This is a genomic window from Rhizobium sp. ERR 942 (assembly GCF_007828395.1).
In the GTDB taxonomy this organism is placed as follows: Bacteria; Pseudomonadota; Alphaproteobacteria; order Rhizobiales; family Rhizobiaceae; genus Rhizobium; species Rhizobium dioscoreae.
The window spans coordinates 407,529-425,796 of sequence record NZ_VIUA01000002.1; the positions used below are offsets into that span (position 1 = coordinate 407,529).

General features: G+C 60.9%; 15 protein-coding genes. 11 read left to right on the forward strand and 4 right to left on the reverse strand.

The genetic code is table 11. The annotated features are described in order from the left end of the window. Positions 1–29: 29 nt before the first annotated feature. Positions 30–1,529, reverse strand: coding sequence for an MDR family MFS transporter (locus FBZ97_RS08790; RefSeq protein WP_145318442.1), 1,500 nt, complete (start codon positions 1,527–1,529; stop codon positions 30–32). Between the two features lie 381 nt (positions 1,530–1,910). Between FBZ97_RS08790 and FBZ97_RS08795 the strand changes: the two genes are divergently transcribed. The 11 genes from FBZ97_RS08795 to FBZ97_RS08845 all read left to right on the forward strand — a co-directional run bounded on the left by FBZ97_RS08795 (position 1,911) and on the right by FBZ97_RS08845 (position 15,262). Next, positions 1,911–3,044, forward strand: a complete 1,134-nt coding sequence (locus FBZ97_RS08795; RefSeq protein WP_145318447.1) for an ROK family protein — start codon at positions 1,911–1,913, stop codon at positions 3,042–3,044. Positions 3,045–3,051: 7 nt separating this feature from the next. Continuing rightward, the gene (locus FBZ97_RS08800) at positions 3,052–4,494 is read left to right on the forward strand and encodes a M81 family metallopeptidase (RefSeq protein ID WP_145318450.1); all 1,443 of its coding nucleotides are present in this window, start codon (positions 3,052–3,054) and stop codon (positions 4,492–4,494) included. Between the two features lie 191 nt (positions 4,495–4,685). Next, on the forward strand, positions 4,686–5,423 hold the full coding sequence (locus tag FBZ97_RS08805) for a FadR/GntR family transcriptional regulator (protein ID WP_145318453.1): 738 nt from the start codon (positions 4,686–4,688) through the stop codon (positions 5,421–5,423). A gap of 83 nt (positions 5,424–5,506) precedes the next feature. Next, positions 5,507–7,015: an ABC transporter substrate-binding protein gene (locus FBZ97_RS08810; RefSeq protein WP_145318456.1), complete on the forward strand. Its 1,509-nt coding sequence runs from the start codon at positions 5,507–5,509 to the stop codon at positions 7,013–7,015. Between the two features lie 70 nt (positions 7,016–7,085). Then, positions 7,086–8,033: an ABC transporter permease gene (locus FBZ97_RS08815; protein WP_145318459.1), complete on the forward strand. Its 948-nt coding sequence runs from the start codon at positions 7,086–7,088 to the stop codon at positions 8,031–8,033. Continuing rightward, positions 8,030–8,908, forward strand: a complete 879-nt coding sequence (locus FBZ97_RS08820; RefSeq protein ID WP_145318462.1) for an ABC transporter permease — start codon at positions 8,030–8,032, stop codon at positions 8,906–8,908. Before FBZ97_RS08815 ends, FBZ97_RS08820 begins: the two co-directional genes overlap by 4 nt. A 23-nt stretch (positions 8,909–8,931) precedes the next feature. Continuing rightward, positions 8,932–10,719, forward strand: coding sequence for a gamma-glutamyltransferase family protein (locus tag FBZ97_RS08825; protein WP_145318465.1), 1,788 nt, complete (start codon positions 8,932–8,934; stop codon positions 10,717–10,719). Between the two features lie 5 nt (positions 10,720–10,724). Continuing rightward, the gene (locus FBZ97_RS08830) at positions 10,725–11,483 is read left to right on the forward strand and encodes a DUF1028 domain-containing protein (protein WP_145318467.1); all 759 of its coding nucleotides are present in this window, start codon (positions 10,725–10,727) and stop codon (positions 11,481–11,483) included. 50 nt (positions 11,484–11,533) lie between these two features. Beyond that, a complete protein-coding gene (locus FBZ97_RS08835; protein ID WP_145318472.1) occupies positions 11,534–13,384 on the forward strand; it encodes an ABC transporter ATP-binding protein in 1,851 nt (616 codons plus the stop codon). A 79-nt stretch (positions 13,385–13,463) separates the two neighbouring features. After that, complete coding sequence (locus tag FBZ97_RS08840) at positions 13,464–14,015, forward strand: glutathione peroxidase (protein WP_145318475.1); 552 nt, start codon at positions 13,464–13,466, stop codon at positions 14,013–14,015. A 185-nt stretch (positions 14,016–14,200) separates the two neighbouring features. After that, positions 14,201–15,262, forward strand: coding sequence for a class I SAM-dependent methyltransferase (locus FBZ97_RS08845; protein ID WP_145318477.1), 1,062 nt, complete (start codon positions 14,201–14,203; stop codon positions 15,260–15,262). Between the two features lie 41 nt (positions 15,263–15,303). On the opposite strand, the gene FBZ97_RS08850 is transcribed toward FBZ97_RS08845, so the two are convergent. The 3 genes from FBZ97_RS08850 to FBZ97_RS08860 are packed head-to-tail and all read right to left on the reverse strand — an operon-like array spanning position 15,304 to position 18,239. Then, complete coding sequence (locus FBZ97_RS08850; protein WP_145318480.1) at positions 15,304–16,389, reverse strand: ATP-binding cassette domain-containing protein; 1,086 nt, start codon at positions 16,387–16,389, stop codon at positions 15,304–15,306. Positions 16,390–16,392: 3 nt separating this feature from the next. Further along, a complete protein-coding gene (locus tag FBZ97_RS08855; protein ID WP_069614645.1) occupies positions 16,393–17,301 on the reverse strand; it encodes a carbohydrate ABC transporter permease in 909 nt (302 codons plus the stop codon). Further along, on the reverse strand, positions 17,301–18,239 hold the full coding sequence (locus FBZ97_RS08860; protein WP_145318483.1) for a sugar ABC transporter permease: 939 nt from the start codon (positions 18,237–18,239) through the stop codon (positions 17,301–17,303). Before FBZ97_RS08860 ends, FBZ97_RS08855 begins: the two co-directional genes overlap by 1 nt. Positions 18,240–18,268 lie beyond the last annotated feature (29 nt).

The following is an 18,268-nucleotide window of genomic DNA, read 5'->3' on the forward strand; positions in this document are numbered from 1 at the left end:
AAGCCCTGCCCGACCGGCCGGGCCTTGCGCTAATGAGTCATGGCTTCCTGTGCATCCGCCTTGGGTGCCGACGACCCACGGCCGGCGTCTCGGGTGACCGGGATCAGCCAGATGGTCACGCAGGTCGTCAAAGCGACGATGACGACACCCCAGAAGCTCCAGTGCAGGGCCGCATCGAAAACACTTCTGATCGCGGAATCGGTGACAAGATCGGAAAGGCCGCTGGGCTGATTGAGGATATCGTGCAGCCTGGTTGCGAGCTCGCCGCTGCCATAATGAGCGATGCCGACATTCATGATCGCGCCGAGCGCGGTTGCGCCAAGCGTGTTGCCGAGGCTGCGCGAGAAGATGATCGAGGCAGTGGCGCTGCCGCGCATCGACCACTCCACGCTTTCCTGCACCAGCACGACGCTCGTCAGGCTGATGAGACCCATGCCGAAGCCCATCAGGAACGAGCCGATGCCGGCGATCACCGGGCTGCTCTCCGGCGTTAGGAACAGCAGGAAAAGCGAGCCGAAGGGAAACATGAGACTGCCGGCGCGCAAGGTGTTGCGGATGCCGAAGGTGCGGAAGAACCGGCTCGCCAGCATCACGGCCAGCGGCCAGCCGACAATCAGCATCGTCAGCGTAAAGCCTGCCTCTAGCGGCGAACGACCAAGGACACCCTGAACATAGATCGGCAGAACAGTCGTCAGGCCGATCAGCGCCATGCCGGCAAGCAGCGTCGCGGCATTGCTGGTGGCAATCAGCCGCTGGCTCCAGAGAGCGATCGAAATGATCGGCTCCGGCGCTCGCCGCTCCTGCCACAGGAACAGGATGCCGGTAACGATAAAAACGATCGCCAGGGGACAGAGAACGGCGAAGCCCGCATCGGTTTCGGTCAGGATGACGAGAAGCGACACGATCGATATCGAAAACAGGATCGTGCCGAGATAATCGATCTTCGCCTCGCGCGGCGTAACCGACTCGTGCAGGAAGAGGATGAACCCGACGATGGCGAGCACGCCAAGCGGCAGGTTGATCCAGAAAATCCAGGCCCAGGAGAGATTGTCGACGATGATGCCGCCGGCAAGCGGGCCGATGACGGCGGAGATCGCCCAGACGCTGGCGAGCGCGCCCTGCACCTTGGCGCGCTCCTCCAGCTTATAGAGATCGCCGACGACGGTCATGGTCACAGGCTGAATGGCACCCGCGCCGAGGCCCTGCAGCAGCCTGAAGACGATAAGGGACGCCATCGACCAGGCGAAACCGGCGAGCGTTGAGCCTATGAGAAAGATGATGATGCCACCGATCAGCATCGGCTTGCGGCCGAAAATATCGGAAAGCTTGCCATAGATGACGGTGGTGGTGGATTGCGCCAGCAAAAAGGCGGAAAAGACCCAGCTATAATAGGTGAAGCCGCCGAGCTGGCCAACGATGCGCGGCATGGCGGTCGCAACGATGGTCGCTTCGATGGCGACCATGAAGGTCGCAAGCATGATCGAGACGATGACCAACGGGCGTCTCGAACGATCGACCGTGCTGGACATGGCATTCCTTTCTGACTGCTGCACCCGGGATCGAAACATGCACATGCCGCCATAACGGCCATGATCGAGCGCGAAGCTTGTGGGATCAAAGTCTAGGGACGAGACGATTGCGGGCGAGCGCCGGCTGAATCGTTATAATAAGCTTTGCATATTGATACGGGTCGATGTCAACCATTTAAACGCGAACATGTTTTGCGAAATCGCCCCAAGACGGCGCCTGGACTGCCGCCTTTCACAAAGCAGGTCGAGCAATCGGTACGTTCTTCCGATCCATTGCGCCGCGGCATGATTAGGTCTGCACGGAAACCAAATATGGTTGCTTTGTTTATTTTCTGAACTTATTCTCGGCAAAACAAGCAAAAATCCAGGCGGAACATCGAATTGCTAACGTCCTCCCAGCAGCAGCTTTTAAGGGTCATCAGCCAATCAGGCCCTTCCAGCCGCACAGTTCTGGCAGCCGCCATGGGGCTGAGCAAGGCTGCGATGAGCGGGATTGCGCGCGATCTGATTTCCCTCGGCGTCTTGCGGGAAACGGAAACGATCTACGGACAGGGCCGCCCCTCGATCCTGCTGGACCTGCATCCGGAAGGCGCCTTCTTCGGCGGCATCTCGCTTCTCGAAGACCCGGCGCCGCTGGTTCTCTGCGATTTCAACGGCAATATCGTCGCGCGTCAGACGATGCCACTGTCGCGCGATCCTGATGTCATCGCCGCGATGATCGCCGACACGCTGCCGAAATTGCTTTCCGAATGTAAAGATGCCGGACGAAAGCTTTCAGGCCTTGGTGTTGCGCTCTCCGGTTTCGTCGATGAAAAGCAGGCGAGCTGCGTCAAATCCACGTTACTCGGCTGGCAGGATATACCGCTTGCGGGTATCGTTAGGCAGAAGACCAATATCGCCACCTTTATCGAAAACGACGCCAAGGCGGTCGCCGTCAGCGAAAAGCTGTTCGGCGGCGCCCGTGACGTGCAGAATTTCAGCGTCGTTTCCTTCGATGACGGCATCGGGTGCGCCCATTTCGTCGGCGGCAAGCTCTACCGCGGCAATCATGGCGGCGCCGGCGAAATCGCTCATTGCACGATCGAGCTCAATGGTTCGCCCTGCCGCTGCGGCAAGCGCGGCTGCCTCGATACCGTGGCCTCGCTGAAGGCGATCAAGGAAATGGCAAAGGCGGAAGGTCTCGCCTGTCAATCCCTCGACGACTTGGAGACGGAGGCATCACTCGGCAACGCCACCGCAATCCGCATCCTGCACCGCGCCGGCAGCGCACTTGGGCTTGCGATTGCGCATCTCATCCAGTTCAACGATCCCGGCCTGATCCTCATCACCCATGTCGAAGGCCGGTTTGATCGCCTCTTCGGCACCGTCATGCGGCAGGCGGTCGAGGCGAACGTATTGCCGCGCTATGCCGGCCAGACGCCGATCCGCACGCAACGTGTCGATGGCGATGTCTGGGCGCGGGGCGCTGCCAGCATTGCCGCCCATAATTTCCTGATTGGTCCCAACCCCTATTGAGGTTCCCATGCGCATTGCCGTTGGAGGCATTCACATCGAATGCAGCACCTACAATCCCGTCCTGAACGAAGAGAAGGATTTTCGCGTTCTGCGCGGCGCGGAGCTGACTGCCTCGCCCTACTTCGCCTTCCTTAGGGATTATGACGGCGAATTCCTGCCAACCATCCATGCCAGAGCGATCGCCGGCGGCCCGGTCGCCCGTCATACATACGAAGCCTTCAAGGCGGAGTTTCTGGAAGGGCTGAAGGCCCTGCTGCCGCTGGATGGACTCTATCTCGCCATGCACGGCGCCATGTATGTCGAAGGTATGGAAGACGCCGAGGGTGACTGGATCAGTGCGGCTCGCGCCGTCGTCGGTGAGGATTGCATGGTCTCGGCAAGCTACGACCTGCACGGCAATGTCACCCAGCGCATCATCGATGCGCTCGACATGTACTCCACCTATCGCACCGCGCCGCATATCGATGTCGAGGAAACCATGCGCCGTGCCGTCAAGATGCTGACGGAGAGCCTGAAGACCGGCGTGAAGCCGATCCTGCTTTGGGCGCCGATCCCCGTGGTGCTGCCGGGCGAACGCACCAGTACCGTCGATGAACCGGCCAAGAGCCTCTACGACATGCTGCCTGGCATCGATGCCATCGAAGGTGTCTGGGATACATCGCTCATGGTCGGTTATGTCTGGGCAGACGAGCCGCGCGCAACGGCCGCCGCCATCATGACCGGCACGGATCGCAGCGTACTCGAACGCGAGGCGAAACGACTGGCGCAGGCCTATTGGGACGTTCGCAAGGATTTCGTTTTCGGCTCGGAGACCGGCTCGATCGAGGAATGCGTCGCGAAGGCAATCGCCAGCACGACCGCGCCCGTGGTTCTGGCGGAATCCGGCGATAACCCGACGGGCGGCGGTGTCGGCGACCGCGCCGATGTGCTGGCGGAACTGATTGCCAACGGTGCAGAAGGCGTCATCTTCGCCGGCATCGCCGACAAGGTTGCCACGGAAGCATGCTATGCCGCTGGCATCGGCGCCACCCTCGATCTCTCCGTAGGCGCATCGCTCGACACTAAAGGCAGCAAGCCGGTCAAGGGTAACTTTACGATCAAGTATCTGCTGGACACTATGGAAGCCAGCGACAGACAGGCCGTCGTCTCCATCGGCGGCATCGATCTCGTCCTGTCGGCCAAGCGCCGCCCCTACCATAATATCGCCGATTTCACCCGCCTCGGCCTTGATCCGCACAAAGCGAAGATCATCGTCGTCAAATCCGGCTACCTCTCGCCGGAACTGGCGCCGATCGCCAATCCGAACCTGATGGCTCTCTCCCCCGGTGTCGTCGACCAGTTCGTCGAACGCCTGCCGCGCCTGCGCAAGGCCAAGCCGACCTATCCCTTCGACAAGAATTTCGACTTCACGCCTGAGATAGCCATTTCGGCACGCGCCGTCGGTCGCTGAAGCTCAAGTCCCAGAACCGCGAGGGCGGACATCGTTGATCCGTCATCTCAAGAAGGCGACTCGTTTTGCGCGTCGCCTTTCTGCATTGCGCACAAACATTGTGCATTGCCGAAATTGCACAAAAAAGCGCTTGACGAGACGATCGAGTTCAACTTCTATTGAACCAATTCCAAATTGGTTCACCTTTCAATATGGCAATCAGCAGCCTTCCGGAGAATTCGGTTCACGCCCTGGAAAGACTCCGTGGGCTGTTGAATTCGGCCGATCTCCCGGCTGATGGAAAGCTGCCGACCGAGCGGGCTCTATCGGAGACACTGGGTGTCAGCCGGCGCGCGATCCGGCGGGCGCTAGAAGTGCTGGAAGCGGAAGGCCGAGTCTGGCGGCGCCAAGGCTCGGGAACCTATGTCGGGCAGCGACCGAACGATTGGAGCCAGCATGTCAGCACGCTTGTGGCGGGCACGGATCTCATGGAAGTCATGGAAGTTCGCCTGCGTATGGAGCCGCAACTCGCCCAGCTCGCCGCTATGCGCGCCAAGCCCGACGACATCGACCGCATGTACGAACTGGCAAAGAAGATCACCGCCAGCGACGACGCCGACAGCCGCGAACTCTGGGATGGCGCGTTGCATCGGCTGATCGCGCAAAGCGCCGGCAACCAGTTCTTTTTGACCATCTTCGACGTCATCAACCATGTCCGCCAGGACGAAGCCTGGCAAACCATTCGCGAATTGGCCCGCAGCATCAACAAGACCCGCCCGGTCTCCTACGCCCAGCATAGGACGATCATCGACGCGATTGCCGCGCGCAATCCGATGAAGGCGGCCGAGGCCATGCGCGAACATTTGCTGATGCTGCAGGAAAGCCTGATCCGCATCACGTCGCTGGATGCGCAGCAAGCTGAGGAGCCACTGACCGAGGAGGTGGGCTGACCCCAAAGCCGGCCTGCCCACCACGACCGGAGAGGAAACCGGTCGAAACTGCAAAGAACGAAAACGATAAACAGGAGAACGAAATGAAGATCGCCAAATTCATGGCATCGCTTGCCGCCGGCGCCCTGATCGCGCTGCCATCTTTCGCCGTCGAACTCAAGATCGGCCTGCAGGACGATGCCGATGCGCTGGACCCAGCTCAATCCCGCACCTTCGTCGGCCGCATCGTCTATACCGCGCTCTGCGACAAGCTCGTCGACGTAACACCGGACCTGAAGTTCGTGCCGCAGCTCGCCACATCCTGGAAATGGTCCGCCGATGGCAAGCAGCTCGTCATGGAGCTGCGCCAGGGCGTGAAATTCCAGGACGGCACGCCGTTCAATGCGCAAGCTGTTGTCGACAACATCCAGCGCTACCAGACCATGCCGGAGTCACGCCGCAAGAGCGAGCTTTCCTCTGTCGCCAAGGTCGAAGCATCCGGTGAATACGAAGCTACCTTCACCCTGAAGGCGCCCGATGTCACGCTACTTGCCCAGCTTTCCGATCGCTCCGGCATGATGGTCTCGCCGACAGCAGCAAAGGCGGCCGGTGCCAAATTCGGCGATCATCCCGTCTGCTCCGGCCCCTTCAAATTCGTCGAGCGCGTGCAGCAGGACCGCATCGTGCTCGAAAAATTCCAGGATTACTGGAACAAGGACAAGATCTTCATCGATAAGGTCACCTATCTGCCGATCCCCGACACAACGGTGCGCCTTGCAAACCTGCGCTCCGGCGACCTCGACATGATCGAGCGCGTGGCCGCCTCCGATGCCGGCACGGTCAAGAGCGATCCCAATCTCGTCTATGCCGATGCTGTCGGCACCGGCTGGCTCGGCGTCTACGCCAATGTCGGCAATGGCGCTCGCGCCGACAATCCAATGGGCAAGGACAAGCGCCTGCGCCAGGCCTTCTCGCTGGCAATCGACCGCGAAGCCGCCATGCAGATCGTCTTCGATGGCACCGGGCTTGCCGGCAATCAGCCTTTTGCACCGAACAGCCCCTGGTTCGACAAGGATATTCCGGTGCCCGCTCGCGATGTCGACAAGGCTAAGGCTCTGGTCAAGGAAGCCGGTTTCGACCGCATCCCGGTCGAGCTCGCCGTCGCCAACAATCCCGTATCGATGCAGATGATGCAGATCATCCAGTCGATGGTTGCTGAAGCCGGCTTCGACGTGACACTGAAGACGACGGAATTCGCGACCCTGCTCGACGCGCAGTCGAGCGGCAACTACCAGCTCAGCCGATCCGACTGGTCCGGTCGCTCCGATCCGGACGGCAATATCCAGCAGTTTGTGACGACAGGCGCCGGCCTCAACGATTCCAAATACAGCAATCCGGAGGTCGACAAGCTGCTGCTTGAGGCGCGCCAGTCGCAGGACAACGCCGTACGCAAGCAGAAATACGATGCGGCCGACGCGATCCTCAGCCAGGACCTGCCGATCATCTTTCTCGGGCATCAGGCCTGGATCTGGGCCTACAATAAGAAGGTGTCCGGCTTCGTGCCCTCCCCGGACGGTATGATCCGCCTCGTAGGCGTGAAGAAAAGCGGCTGAGCTATGAGCGCCATGCGGGCTTCTTTCCGGATGGCGCTTTCACATTCGAGATCGCGGCAAGGATCTGCCCATGTATAGCTATATCGGAAAGAGGCTGCTCGTCGCGATACCGACGCTGCTGATCATTTCGATCTTCGTCTTCTCGCTGCAGAAGCTTCTGCCCGGCGATCCGGTGCTAGCCATGGCAGGCGAGGAGCGCGATCCCCAGGTGCTGGAGCTGTTGCGCGAGAAATATCGCCTGAACGACCCTGTGATCTACCAATATGGCTACTGGCTGCAGGGCGTCGCCAAGGGCGATCTCGGCGTTTCACTGCGCACCAACCAACCAGTGCTGACGCTCGTTGCCGAAAAGCTGCCGGTCACCATTCAGCTCGCCGTCATGTCGATGATCTTCGCCTTCGCCATCGGCATTCCCATGGGCATATTGGCGGCGGTGAAGAAGAATAGCTTCGTCGATTTTCTCGCCAATATCGTCGCCCTGTGCGGTCTGTCCGTGCCGAATTTCTGGCTCGGCATCATGCTGATCCTGCTGATTTCGGTGAAGCTGCATTGGCTGCCGGCCTCGGGATATCAGCCGTTCTTCGAAGATCCATGGCGCTCGATCCAGACGATGCTGATGCCATCCTTCGTGCTCGGCAATGCGCTTGCTGCCACCTTGATGCGCCACACGCGCTCGTCGATGCTGAGCGTGCTCAGCGCCGACTATATCCGCACTGCTCGCGCCAAGGGCCTGCCGGAGACGGCCGTGGTGCTGCGGCACAGCTTCCGCAACGCCATCCTGCCAGTCGTCACCGTCAGCGCTCTGCTGTTCGGGGAGCTCCTGGCCGGTGCCGTTCTGACCGAGCAAATCTTCACCATCCCCGGCTTCGGCAAGCTCATCGTCGACGCCGTCTTTAACCGGGATTACGCCGTCGTCCAGGGGGTGGTGCTCTGCACCGCGGTCGGCTTCATCGCCATGAACCTTATTGCCGACATTCTCTATGTCGTCCTCAATCCGCGCATAAGGGCAGCCATATGAGCACGATCGTTCAGACGGCCGCGGCAGCCTCCTCCGCCAAACGCGCTCCCAATCGAGCCTGGCGGAAGCTGAGGGCCAACAAGGGGGCTCTGGTCGGGCTCGCCATCATCCTTTTCTTTACCGTGCTCGCCGCGCTCGCACCGCTCCTGCCGATCCCTGATCCAGTCGCAACCAGCTGGTCGGCAATCCGCAAGGCGCCATCGTCCGCACACTGGCTCGGCAGCGACGATCTCGGCCGCGACATTCTCTCCCGCATGATTTGGGGGGCGCGGGCATCGCTGATGGCCGGCGTCTTCTCGGTTGCCATCGCGGTCGCGATCGGCGTGCCCTTCGGTCTCATCTCGGGCTACTATAGCGGCTGGATCGACCAGATCATCTCGCGCATCACCGAGGCCTTCCTGGCAATGCCGTTCCTGATTACCGCCATTGCGCTTGCCGCCTTCCTTGGCCCGAGCCTCACCAATGCGATGATCGCAATCGGATTGTCCGCAACGCCGGTCTTCGTGAGGCTGACGCGCGGTCAGGTGCTGGCGGTCAAGACGGAGGATTATGTCGAGGGCGCCCGCTCGATCGGCCTCACCCATTTCAGCATCATCTCCCGCTATATCCTGCCCAACGTCTTTGCTCCGATCCTCGTGCAGGCAACACTCACCATCGCGACCGCCATCATCGCCGAGGCGAGCCTCTCCTTCCTCGGGCTCGGCCAGCAGCCGCCCGCCCCTAGCTGGGGCTCGATGCTCAATGTCGCCAAGAACTATCTCGAACAGGCGCCCTGGATGGCCATGTGGCCGGGGGCCGCCATTTTTCTCGTCGTGATCGGCTTCAATCTCCTCGGCGACGGCCTGCGCGATGCGCTCGATCCGCGCGAGGCATGAATAAACTCAAAAGGATGCCCCCAATGACCGCATTCACCACCCGCCCTGAAATCCTCGGCACCTTCGGCGTCGTCACGTCGACGCACTGGATCGCATCCGCCGTCGGCATGAGCATTCTCGAAAAGGGCGGCAACGCCTTCGACGCGGCCGTTGCGACAGGCTTCGTGCTGCAGATCGTCGAGCCGCATCTCTGCGGGCCGGGCGGCGACATGCCAGCCATCCTCTATTCCAAGAAGAAGGATAAGGTCGAGGTCATCTGTGCCCAAGGCCCGGCACCGGCCGGCGCGACGATCGAGCATTACAGGCGCGAGGGGCTGAAACTGATCCCCGGCGATGGCCTGCTCGCCACCGTCATCCCCGGTGCCTTCGATGGCTGGATGCTGATGCTACGCGATTACGGCAGGCTGACCGTCCGCGACGTACTGGAACCGGCGATCCATTATGCGGAGAAAGGCCATCCCGTCCTACCACGCGTTTCCGCCACCATCGCAGGTCTTGCCGATTTCTACCGCAAGGAATGGCCGACCTCCTACGAGACCTGGCTTCCTGGCGGTGCCGCCCCCGAACCCTGGTCCAATTTCAGGAACCCGGCTCTTGCCGAGACCTGGAAGCGGGTCGTCGCCGAGGCGGAAAGCAAGAGCGATCGCGAAGCGCAGATCGAAGCCGCTCGCGATGCCTATTACCGCGGCTTCGTCGCGGAAGCGATCGACAGCTATGTCAGCAAAACGGAGGTCATGGATGCGAGCGGCACGCACCACAAGGGCGTGCTGACCGCCGACGACATGGCCAACTGGCAGGCGACGGTCGAGGCGCCGCTGACCTATGATTATCATGGCTGGACGGTCGCCAAGATCGGCCCCTGGGGTCAAGGCCCCGTCTTCCTCCAAACGCTGTCGCTGCTCAAGGGTTTCGATCTGGCCGGCATGGATCCCGCCGGAGCCGATTTCGTCCACACCGTGACCGAGGCCATGAAACTCGCCTTTGCCGATCGCGAGGTCTATTACGGCGACCCCAATTTCACGCGCGTACCGCTCGAAACCCTGCTATTGGACGCCTATGCCGACGAGCGCCGCCGGTTGATTTCGTCAGAGGCGTCGCTTGCCCTGCGCCCCGGCAAGCTGCCCGGCTTTGAAAGCCAATACGATCTCACTATGGCGATGCTCGACGCACCGGAAGCCAAGAGCGGCGCGGTCTATGAGCCCACCATGTCGCATCTCACCGAGAAACGTGGTGACACCGTGCATATCGATGTCATCGACCGCGAAGGCAACATGGTCTCGGTCACGCCATCCGGCGGCTGGCTGCAATCCTCGCCGATCATTCCTGGCCTCGGCTTCTGCCTCAATTCTCGCGCTCAGATGTTCTGGTTGCAGCCGGGTCTGCCCTCCTCGCTGGCACCGGGCAAGCGGCCACGTACGACGCTGACCCCGACAATGGCACTGCATGAAGGACGCCCAACGCTGGCCTTCGGCACGCCCGGCGGCGATCAGCAGGAGCAGTGGCAGCTTTCCTTCTTCCTGCGCTATGTCCATCATGGGCTGAACCTGCAGGAAGCGATCGACAAGCCGCTGTTCCACAGCACACATTTTCCGAGCTCCTTCTATCCGCGCACCCGCGAACCGGGTGGCCTGACGGCGGAGGCGAATTTCGGCGCTGACGTGCTCGATACGCTCCGCAAGAGAGGCCACCAGCTGACCGTCGCACCGGAGTGGACCGTGGGTCGGCTGACCGCCGCACGGCGCGACGCCGATGGCCTCTTGCGCGCAGCGGCAACACCTCGTTTGATGCAAGCCTATGCCGTTGGGAGATAGAGCCGATGACCTGGTCGATCGTTGCCCGAGAACCCGAAACCGGACATCTCGCCATCGCCGTCGCCACGCGCTTCTTTGCCGTCGGCAGCATCGTGCCGCATATTCGCGGCGGCATCGGCGCGGTTGCGACGCAGGCCTTTGCCAGCCCGCTTTACGGCATCGACGGACTTGCGATGCTGGCATCCGGTCATGCGCCCCATGAAATTCTGGAAACGCTGAGCGCCCGCGACGAAGGCCGCGAGCAGCGGCAGTTTCACCTGATCGACAACAAGGGCAACAATGCCGCCTTTACCGGCGCCAAGTGTATCGATTGGGCGGGGCATCTGGTCGACGACAATGTATCGGTGGCTGGCAACATGCTGGCTGGACCGCAGGTGATTGCGGAAACGCTTGCGACCTTCAAGAAAACCGCAGGCAAACCACTTGCGGAGCGGCTGCTCCAAGCCATGCGGGCGGGCGAAGATGCAGGCGGGGATAAGCGTGGCAAGCAATCAGCAGCACTCGTCATCCACCGCGACCAGGATTACGCTTGGCTGAACATCCGCGTCGACGACAGCGCCGATCCGCTGACCGAACTCGAGCGGCTCTACGCAGTTGCGCAGGAACGCTATTTGCATGTCGCAGAAACCATGCCGACGCGGCAGAACCCTAGCGGGATGACCGACCGCCGCGAGATCGACGAAAAGATTGCCGCGCTTGAGGCCAAGAGGATTGCCGAAGGTCGCCCTTCAGCCTCCCGTGCCACGATAGCAGCTCCATCGTGAGTAAACGCAGTTGAAGCCTGACCAATGGTAAAATCATAAAAGGGAACTTCATGCCGATCGTTGCAGCGCCGATGACCAATGCAGACACCCAGCCTGTTCTTTCCATCTCCAATCTCACCACGTCGTTTCTCGTCGATGGCGAGTGGCGCAAGGTCGTGAAGGACATTTCCTTCGATGTAATGCCGGGAGAGACGGTCGCCATCGTCGGCGAAAGCGGTTCCGGCAAGAGCGTGACGTCGCTTTCGATCATGCGGCTGCTCGCCAGGGCCAGCAGCCGCATCGAGGGCGAAGTCAAGCTCAACGGCCGCGATCTCCTGGCATTGCCGGAGGCCGAGATGCGAAAGGTGCGCGGCAAGGACGTCGCGATGATCTTCCAGGAGCCGATGACTTCACTCAATCCGATCTTCACCATCGGCCGGCAGATTTCCGAGGCGCTGACCTGCCATGGCAATATTTCCAAGGCGGAGGCAAAAGCCGAAACGATCCGCCTCCTGGAGAAAGTGCGCATCCCCAACGCGTCCTCGCGCTTCGACGAATATCCGCACCAGTTTTCCGGCGGCATGCGCCAGCGCGTGATGATCGCGATGGCGCTTGCCAGTCGCCCGAAACTCCTGATCGCCGATGAGCCGACGACCGCGCTCGATGTGACAATCCAGGGCCAGATCCTCGACCTCATCAAGGTGCTGCAGGAAGAGGAAGGCATGTCCGTCCTCTTCATCACCCACGACATGGGCGTCGTCGCCGAAATCTCGGACCGCACCATCGTCATGTATCGCGGCGAAGCGGTGGAGACCGGCAAGACCGACGATATCTTCCATCGCGGCCAGCATCCTTATACCCGAGCCCTGCTGTCAGCCGTGCCGCGCTTGGGTTCGATGAAAGACCAGCCGCAACCGTTGCGCTTCCCGGTCGTTGACGCAAGCACGGGTGAACGCAGCGAACCGAAAGCGCTCGCGGATACCGTCGATCACCGCAAGACACCGGTGCTCGAGGTGAAGAACCTCGTCACCCGCTTCGATCTTCGCGGTGGCCTGCTGGCCCGCCCGACGGGCGCGATCCATGCGGTCGAGAATGTCTCCTTCGATCTTGCACAAGGGGAAACGCTGTCGCTGGTCGGCGAATCCGGCTGCGGTAAGTCGACCACGGGGCGCTCCATCATGCGCCTCATCAATCCCAAATCCGGCGAGGTTCGCCTCGACGGCTATGACGTGATGAAGCTTAATACGCTCGATCTACGCCGGATGCGCCGTAGCATCCAGATGATCTTCCAGGACCCGTTCGCGAGCCTCAATCCACGCATGACGGTCGGCGCTGCGGTTGCCGAACCCTTCATCGAGCATCGCTTGGGCACGCGCTCCGAAGCCCGGGAAAAGGCTGCCGATCTTCTGGAACGCGTCGGGCTGAAGGCCGATATGATGAGCCGTTATCCGCATGAATTCTCCGGCGGGCAGCGCCAGCGCATCTGTATTGCACGCGCGCTCGCCCTCGATCCGAAGGTGATCGTGGCGGACGAAAGCGTCTCGGCGCTCGACGTGTCGATCAAGGCGCAGGTTTGCAATCTGCTGATGGATCTGCAGCAGAGCCTCAATCTCTCCTATCTCTTCATCTCGCACGACATGGCCGTGGTCGAGCGCGTCAGCCACCGCGTCGCCGTCATGTATCTCGGCGAGATCGTCGAGATCGGCCCGCGCGCGTCGGTTTTCGAGAATCCACAGCATCCCTACACGAGGAAGCTGATGGCGGCCGTCCCGGTACCGGATCCATCCCGGCGCGGCATCCGGCGCAACCTCGCCGTCGACGAATTGAAGAGCCCGGTGCGCCCCGTCGGCTATCAGCCACCCGCGCGACACTACCGCGAAGTCTCGCAGGGCCATCTGGTTCGAATGGAAGAGGCTGCCTGAGGCGCATTCTGACCTTGACGCCACCGAATTCCGGGCAAATATCGGCATCCTGTTTTCCGTCTCATCTGGAGTGAATGATATGACCGATAGCGTGCTCGATATTCCGGTAAAGAGGATCGACGGCAGCGATACGACGCTTGCCGACTATCGCGGCAAGGTCATCATGGTCGTCAATGTCGCGTCCAAATGCGGCCTGACGGTACAGTACGAAGGATTGGAAAAGCTCTATGAAGAAAAGCGCGGCGAAGGTCTGGTGATCGCCGGCTTCCCGGCCAATGATTTCAAGGGCCAGGAGCCAGGCACCGACAAAGAGATTCTGGACTTCTGCACGCTGACCTACGACGTGCAGTTCCCTATGTTTTCCAAGGTCGCCGTGACTGGCGACGAGCGTCATCCGTTGTACGACAGCCTGATCGCATCCGGCGTCGAGACGATCGGCGACGGTCCGATGCGTGCCCGCCTCGCCGATCGCGGCCTGCACACCGGCGACAATGGCGGCATCGTCTGGAACTTCGAGAAATTCCTGATTGGCCGCGACGGCAAGGTTGCCGCGCGCTTTGCGCCCGACGTAACCGCCGACGATCCGCGCCTGCTCTCGGTTCTGGAAAAGGAGCTCTCGCGCGCCAGCTGAGGCGTGAGCTCTCTTTTGGACCTCCCAAATAACACATCACATCAATAGGTTGCGCTACTTTTCAGGGCGAGGGCCTGGCGTGTTCAGCCGGATGGCGTAATTGCCTGCCCTCCAGCCTGGGAGTATCTTTCCCTATCCGAATACATCGTGACGGAACGCTGCATCAATTCTGATGGGAGGATGTCATGCGCGAACCTGATATGCAGAAACTCGATGCCCTTGTCGGGCGCTTGGTCGGCGATCTCGGCGCGGCGGTCTCAGGTGTGTTGGTAACGCTCGGAGACCATCTGGGCCTGTTCAAGGCCATGGCTGACGGAACGCCAAGGACTTCGGCCGATTTGGCCGACAACGTCGGTGTGAAAGAACGCTATGTGCGCGAATGGCTGTCAGCTCAGGCAGCCGCCGACTATGTCAGTTATGACGATAAGACCGAGCGCTTCTACCTGACGCCGGAACAGGCAATGGTATTTGCGGAGGAAGACAGCCCTGCCTTCTTCGCCGGCGCTTTCGACGTCGTTCAATCCATGTGGATCGACGAGCCGAAGGTCGTCAACGCCTTCAAGACCGGCAGCGGCCTTGGTTGGCATGAGCACAGCACCTGCCTGTTTCGCGGCACGGAACGTTTCTTCCGGACGGGCTACAACAGCCATCTCGTTTCGGAATGGATACCGGCGCTCGACGGCGTGCAGGAAAAGCTCGAGGCCGGCGCGATCGTCGCCGATGTCGGCTGCGGCCACGGCGCCTCGACCATCCTGATGGCAGAAGCCTATCCGAACTCGACTTTCTTCGGCTTCGACTACCATCTCCCGTCCATCGAACGAGCGAAAGCTGCGGCGCAGGAAGCGGGCGTTGCGGGCCGTATCACGTTCGAACAGGCGACCGCCAAGGACTTCCCGGCTGCCGACTACGATCTTGTGGCGATGTTCGATTGCCTGCACGACATGGGCGATCCCGTCGGTGCCGGCAAACATATTAAGGAAACCCTCGCCGATGACGGCACCTGGATGATCGTCGAGCCCTTCGCCCATGATTGCCTGAAGGACAATCTCAACCCCGTCGGCCGCGTCTACTACGGGGCTTCAACGATGATCTGTACGCCAGCCTCGCTGTCGCAGGAAGTCGGGCTGGGTCTGGGCGCACAGGCTGGCGAGCTGAAACTGCGCAAGGTTGCCATGGATGCGGGCTATTCGCATTTCCGCAAGGCGACTGAAACGCCGTTCAACATGATCTTCGAAGTCAGGGCATGAAGATTGTGCCGCACGCTTCGTCCAACGCGCGGCACCGCATCTTATAGACGCTGCCCGTCTTCCCCGAACAGCGACGCGAGCGCCGGCTGGAAATAAACCGGTTGCTCGGTGTCGAGTGCGACATCCTCATCGGCATCGATACGCACCGACAGCGTCTCGCTGCCGACCTGACCCCAGATCAGATTGTCCGAGCCCATGGGCTCGACGATGGTGAAGGTCGCCGGCAGGCTGGCAGCCCGCCCGCTCGCGGGCCGGAACTGAATTTGCTCGGGCCGAACGCCAAGCGTCGCCTTGCGGCCCTCGCCCGGCGTGCCGGAAAACTCGTAGCCGTTGAGGTCGATCGCGCGGCCATCCGGCAACATGAACGCCGGCACGCCGCCATTGCTCGCCACCTGCCCCGACAGGAAGTTCATCGATGGCGAGCCGACGAAGCCTGCCACGAAGCGATTGACCGGACGGCGATAGATCTCCTTCGGCGTGGCGAATTGCTGGATGACGCCGCCGCTCATGACGGCGATGCGATCGGCGAGCGTCAACGCCTCGATCTGGTCATGCGTCACGTAGATCATGGTGGAACCGAGGCCGCTATGCAGGCGCTTCAGCTCGACACGCAACTCGGTTCTGAGCTTGGCGTCAAGGTTGGAGAGCGGCTCGTCGAACAGGAAGACGTCGACGTCACGCACCAGCGCACGGCCAATGGCGACACGCTGGCGCTGGCCGCCGGAAAGCTCCCCCGGTCGCCGTTTGCGCAAGGGGTCGATCTGCAGGATCTGCACGGCGCGGTCGACACGCTGGGCAATCTCCTCCTTCGCCATGCCGGCAATGCGCAGCCCGAAGGAGAGATTTCCTTCGACGGTCATCGTCGGGTAAAGCGCATAGGACTGGAACACCATGCCGATGCCGCGGTCCTTCGGTTCCTCCCAGGTGACGTTCCTGTCGCCGATCCAGATCTGGCCGTCCGTGATATCGGTCAGCCCGGCAATGGCGTTGAGCAAGGTCGACTTGCCGCAGCCGGAGGGGCCGAGGAGTACGATGAACTCGCCGGATTGTATCTCAAGATTGAGCGATTTCAGGACGCTGACGCTGCCGAAATCGATTGCAAGTTCGCGAATGGAAACATTGGCCATGAACTATCCCTTGACTGCGCCGGCGGTAATACCGCGCACGAACCAGCGGCCCGAGCCGAAATAGACGATCAACGGAACCAGGGCGGTGAGGATGGTCGCCGCCATGTTGACGTTGTAGAGCTTCTCACCCTGGGTCGAGTTGACGATGTTGTTGAGCTGCACGGTCATGGGGAAGTTTTCCCGGCCGGCGAAGACGACGCCAAAGAGGAAGTCGTTCCAGATGCCGGTCACCTGCAGGATCGCCGCGACCACCAGGATCGGGATCGACATCGGGATCATCAGCCGGAAGAATATCTGCCACAGCCCGGCGCCGTCGATGCGAGCTGCCTTGAAGAGCTCCATCGGCAGGCTCGAATAATAGTTGCGGAAAAGCAGCGTCAGCACCGGCAGACCGAAGACCGTGTGGGTGATGATGATGCAGGGCAGCGTCGAATAGATGCCGACGTCGCGATAGATCAGAACCAGCGGATAGATGAACACCTGGTACGGTATGAAGGCGCCGAGCAGCAGGATGGCAAAGAGCACGTTTGCCCCTTTGACCCGCCAGAAGGATAGCGCATAGCCGGTCAGCGACGAGATCAGGATCGACAAAATCATGCTCGGGATCAGGATCTTCACCGAATTCCAGAAGCCGACGCTGATGCCGCCGCATTCCAGTCCGGTGCAGGCCGTGCTCCACGCCTGTATCCAGGCATCCGCAGTCCACATTTGCGGAAAGGCGAAGATATTGCCCTGACGGATCTCCGGCATGGATTTGAACGAGGTGACAAGCATCACATAGAGCGGCAGCAGGAAGAACAGGGCCGCGATGACGAGAAAGAGATAAAGGCCGATGCGTCCTGGGGTCAGATGCTGCGGCTTGCGGCCGGTCGGACCCTGCATGGCACCAGTGACGGAAGATGGCGTCGTCATCAGTTCCCCCTCGGCTTTTCACGGAAATATTCATAATAGAGCCAGGGCGTCACCAGGATGACCACCGTGATGAACATCACGGTCGATGCTCCGGTTGCAAGGCCGATATTGCCGCGCCCGAAGAGATAATCCATGATGAATTTCCCGGGCACTTCGGTCGCGATACCCGGACCACCGCCGGTCGTCGCCAGAACCAGTTCGTAAACCCTCACAACCGCAATCGCCAGAAGAACGCTGGCGGTGATGATGGTCGGTCTCAGAATCGGGATGACGATATGCAGGTAAACGCGCCAGCTCGGTATGCCGTCGATGCGCGTCGCCTTCCACAATTCCCGGTCGACGCCGCGCAGGCCCGCGAGCATGATCGCCATGACGAGGCCGGAAGATTGCCAGACACCGGCAAGCACGATGACGTAGAGCGCGAGATCGCTCTGGACGATCCAGTCGAAGCGGAACCAGGTGAAGCCGACACCGTCGGCAACCTTTTGCAGGCCGAGCGTCGGATTCATGATCCACTGCCAGACCAGCCCGGTGACGATGAAGGACATGGCAAAGGGATAGAGGAAGATCGTTCGGAAGGTATTTTCGAAACGGACCTTCTGATCGAGCGCGACGGCGAGAAGAAAACCGAGGATCAGACAACCGGCAATAAAGAGAATGCCGAAGACGACGACGTTCTGCAGCGACAGCAGCCAGCGCGCCGTCGAAAACAACCGCTCATACTGCTTCGTGCCGACGAAAATGTTGACCGGCAGCACCTTGCTGTCCGTGAACGATATCCAGATGTTCCAGACGACGGTGACGACATAGGCCAGAAGCACGATGGCGAAGGCCGGAAACAGGGCTACGTAGGGCGAAAAATGTATCCTCCTGCGGCTGACGCTCGCAGGTGCAACAGCCGCTTTTGCAGCAGTGGCGCTCGTATTTGGGCTGCTCATGGGCGCGCTCCTCCTCAGCATTCATGGAA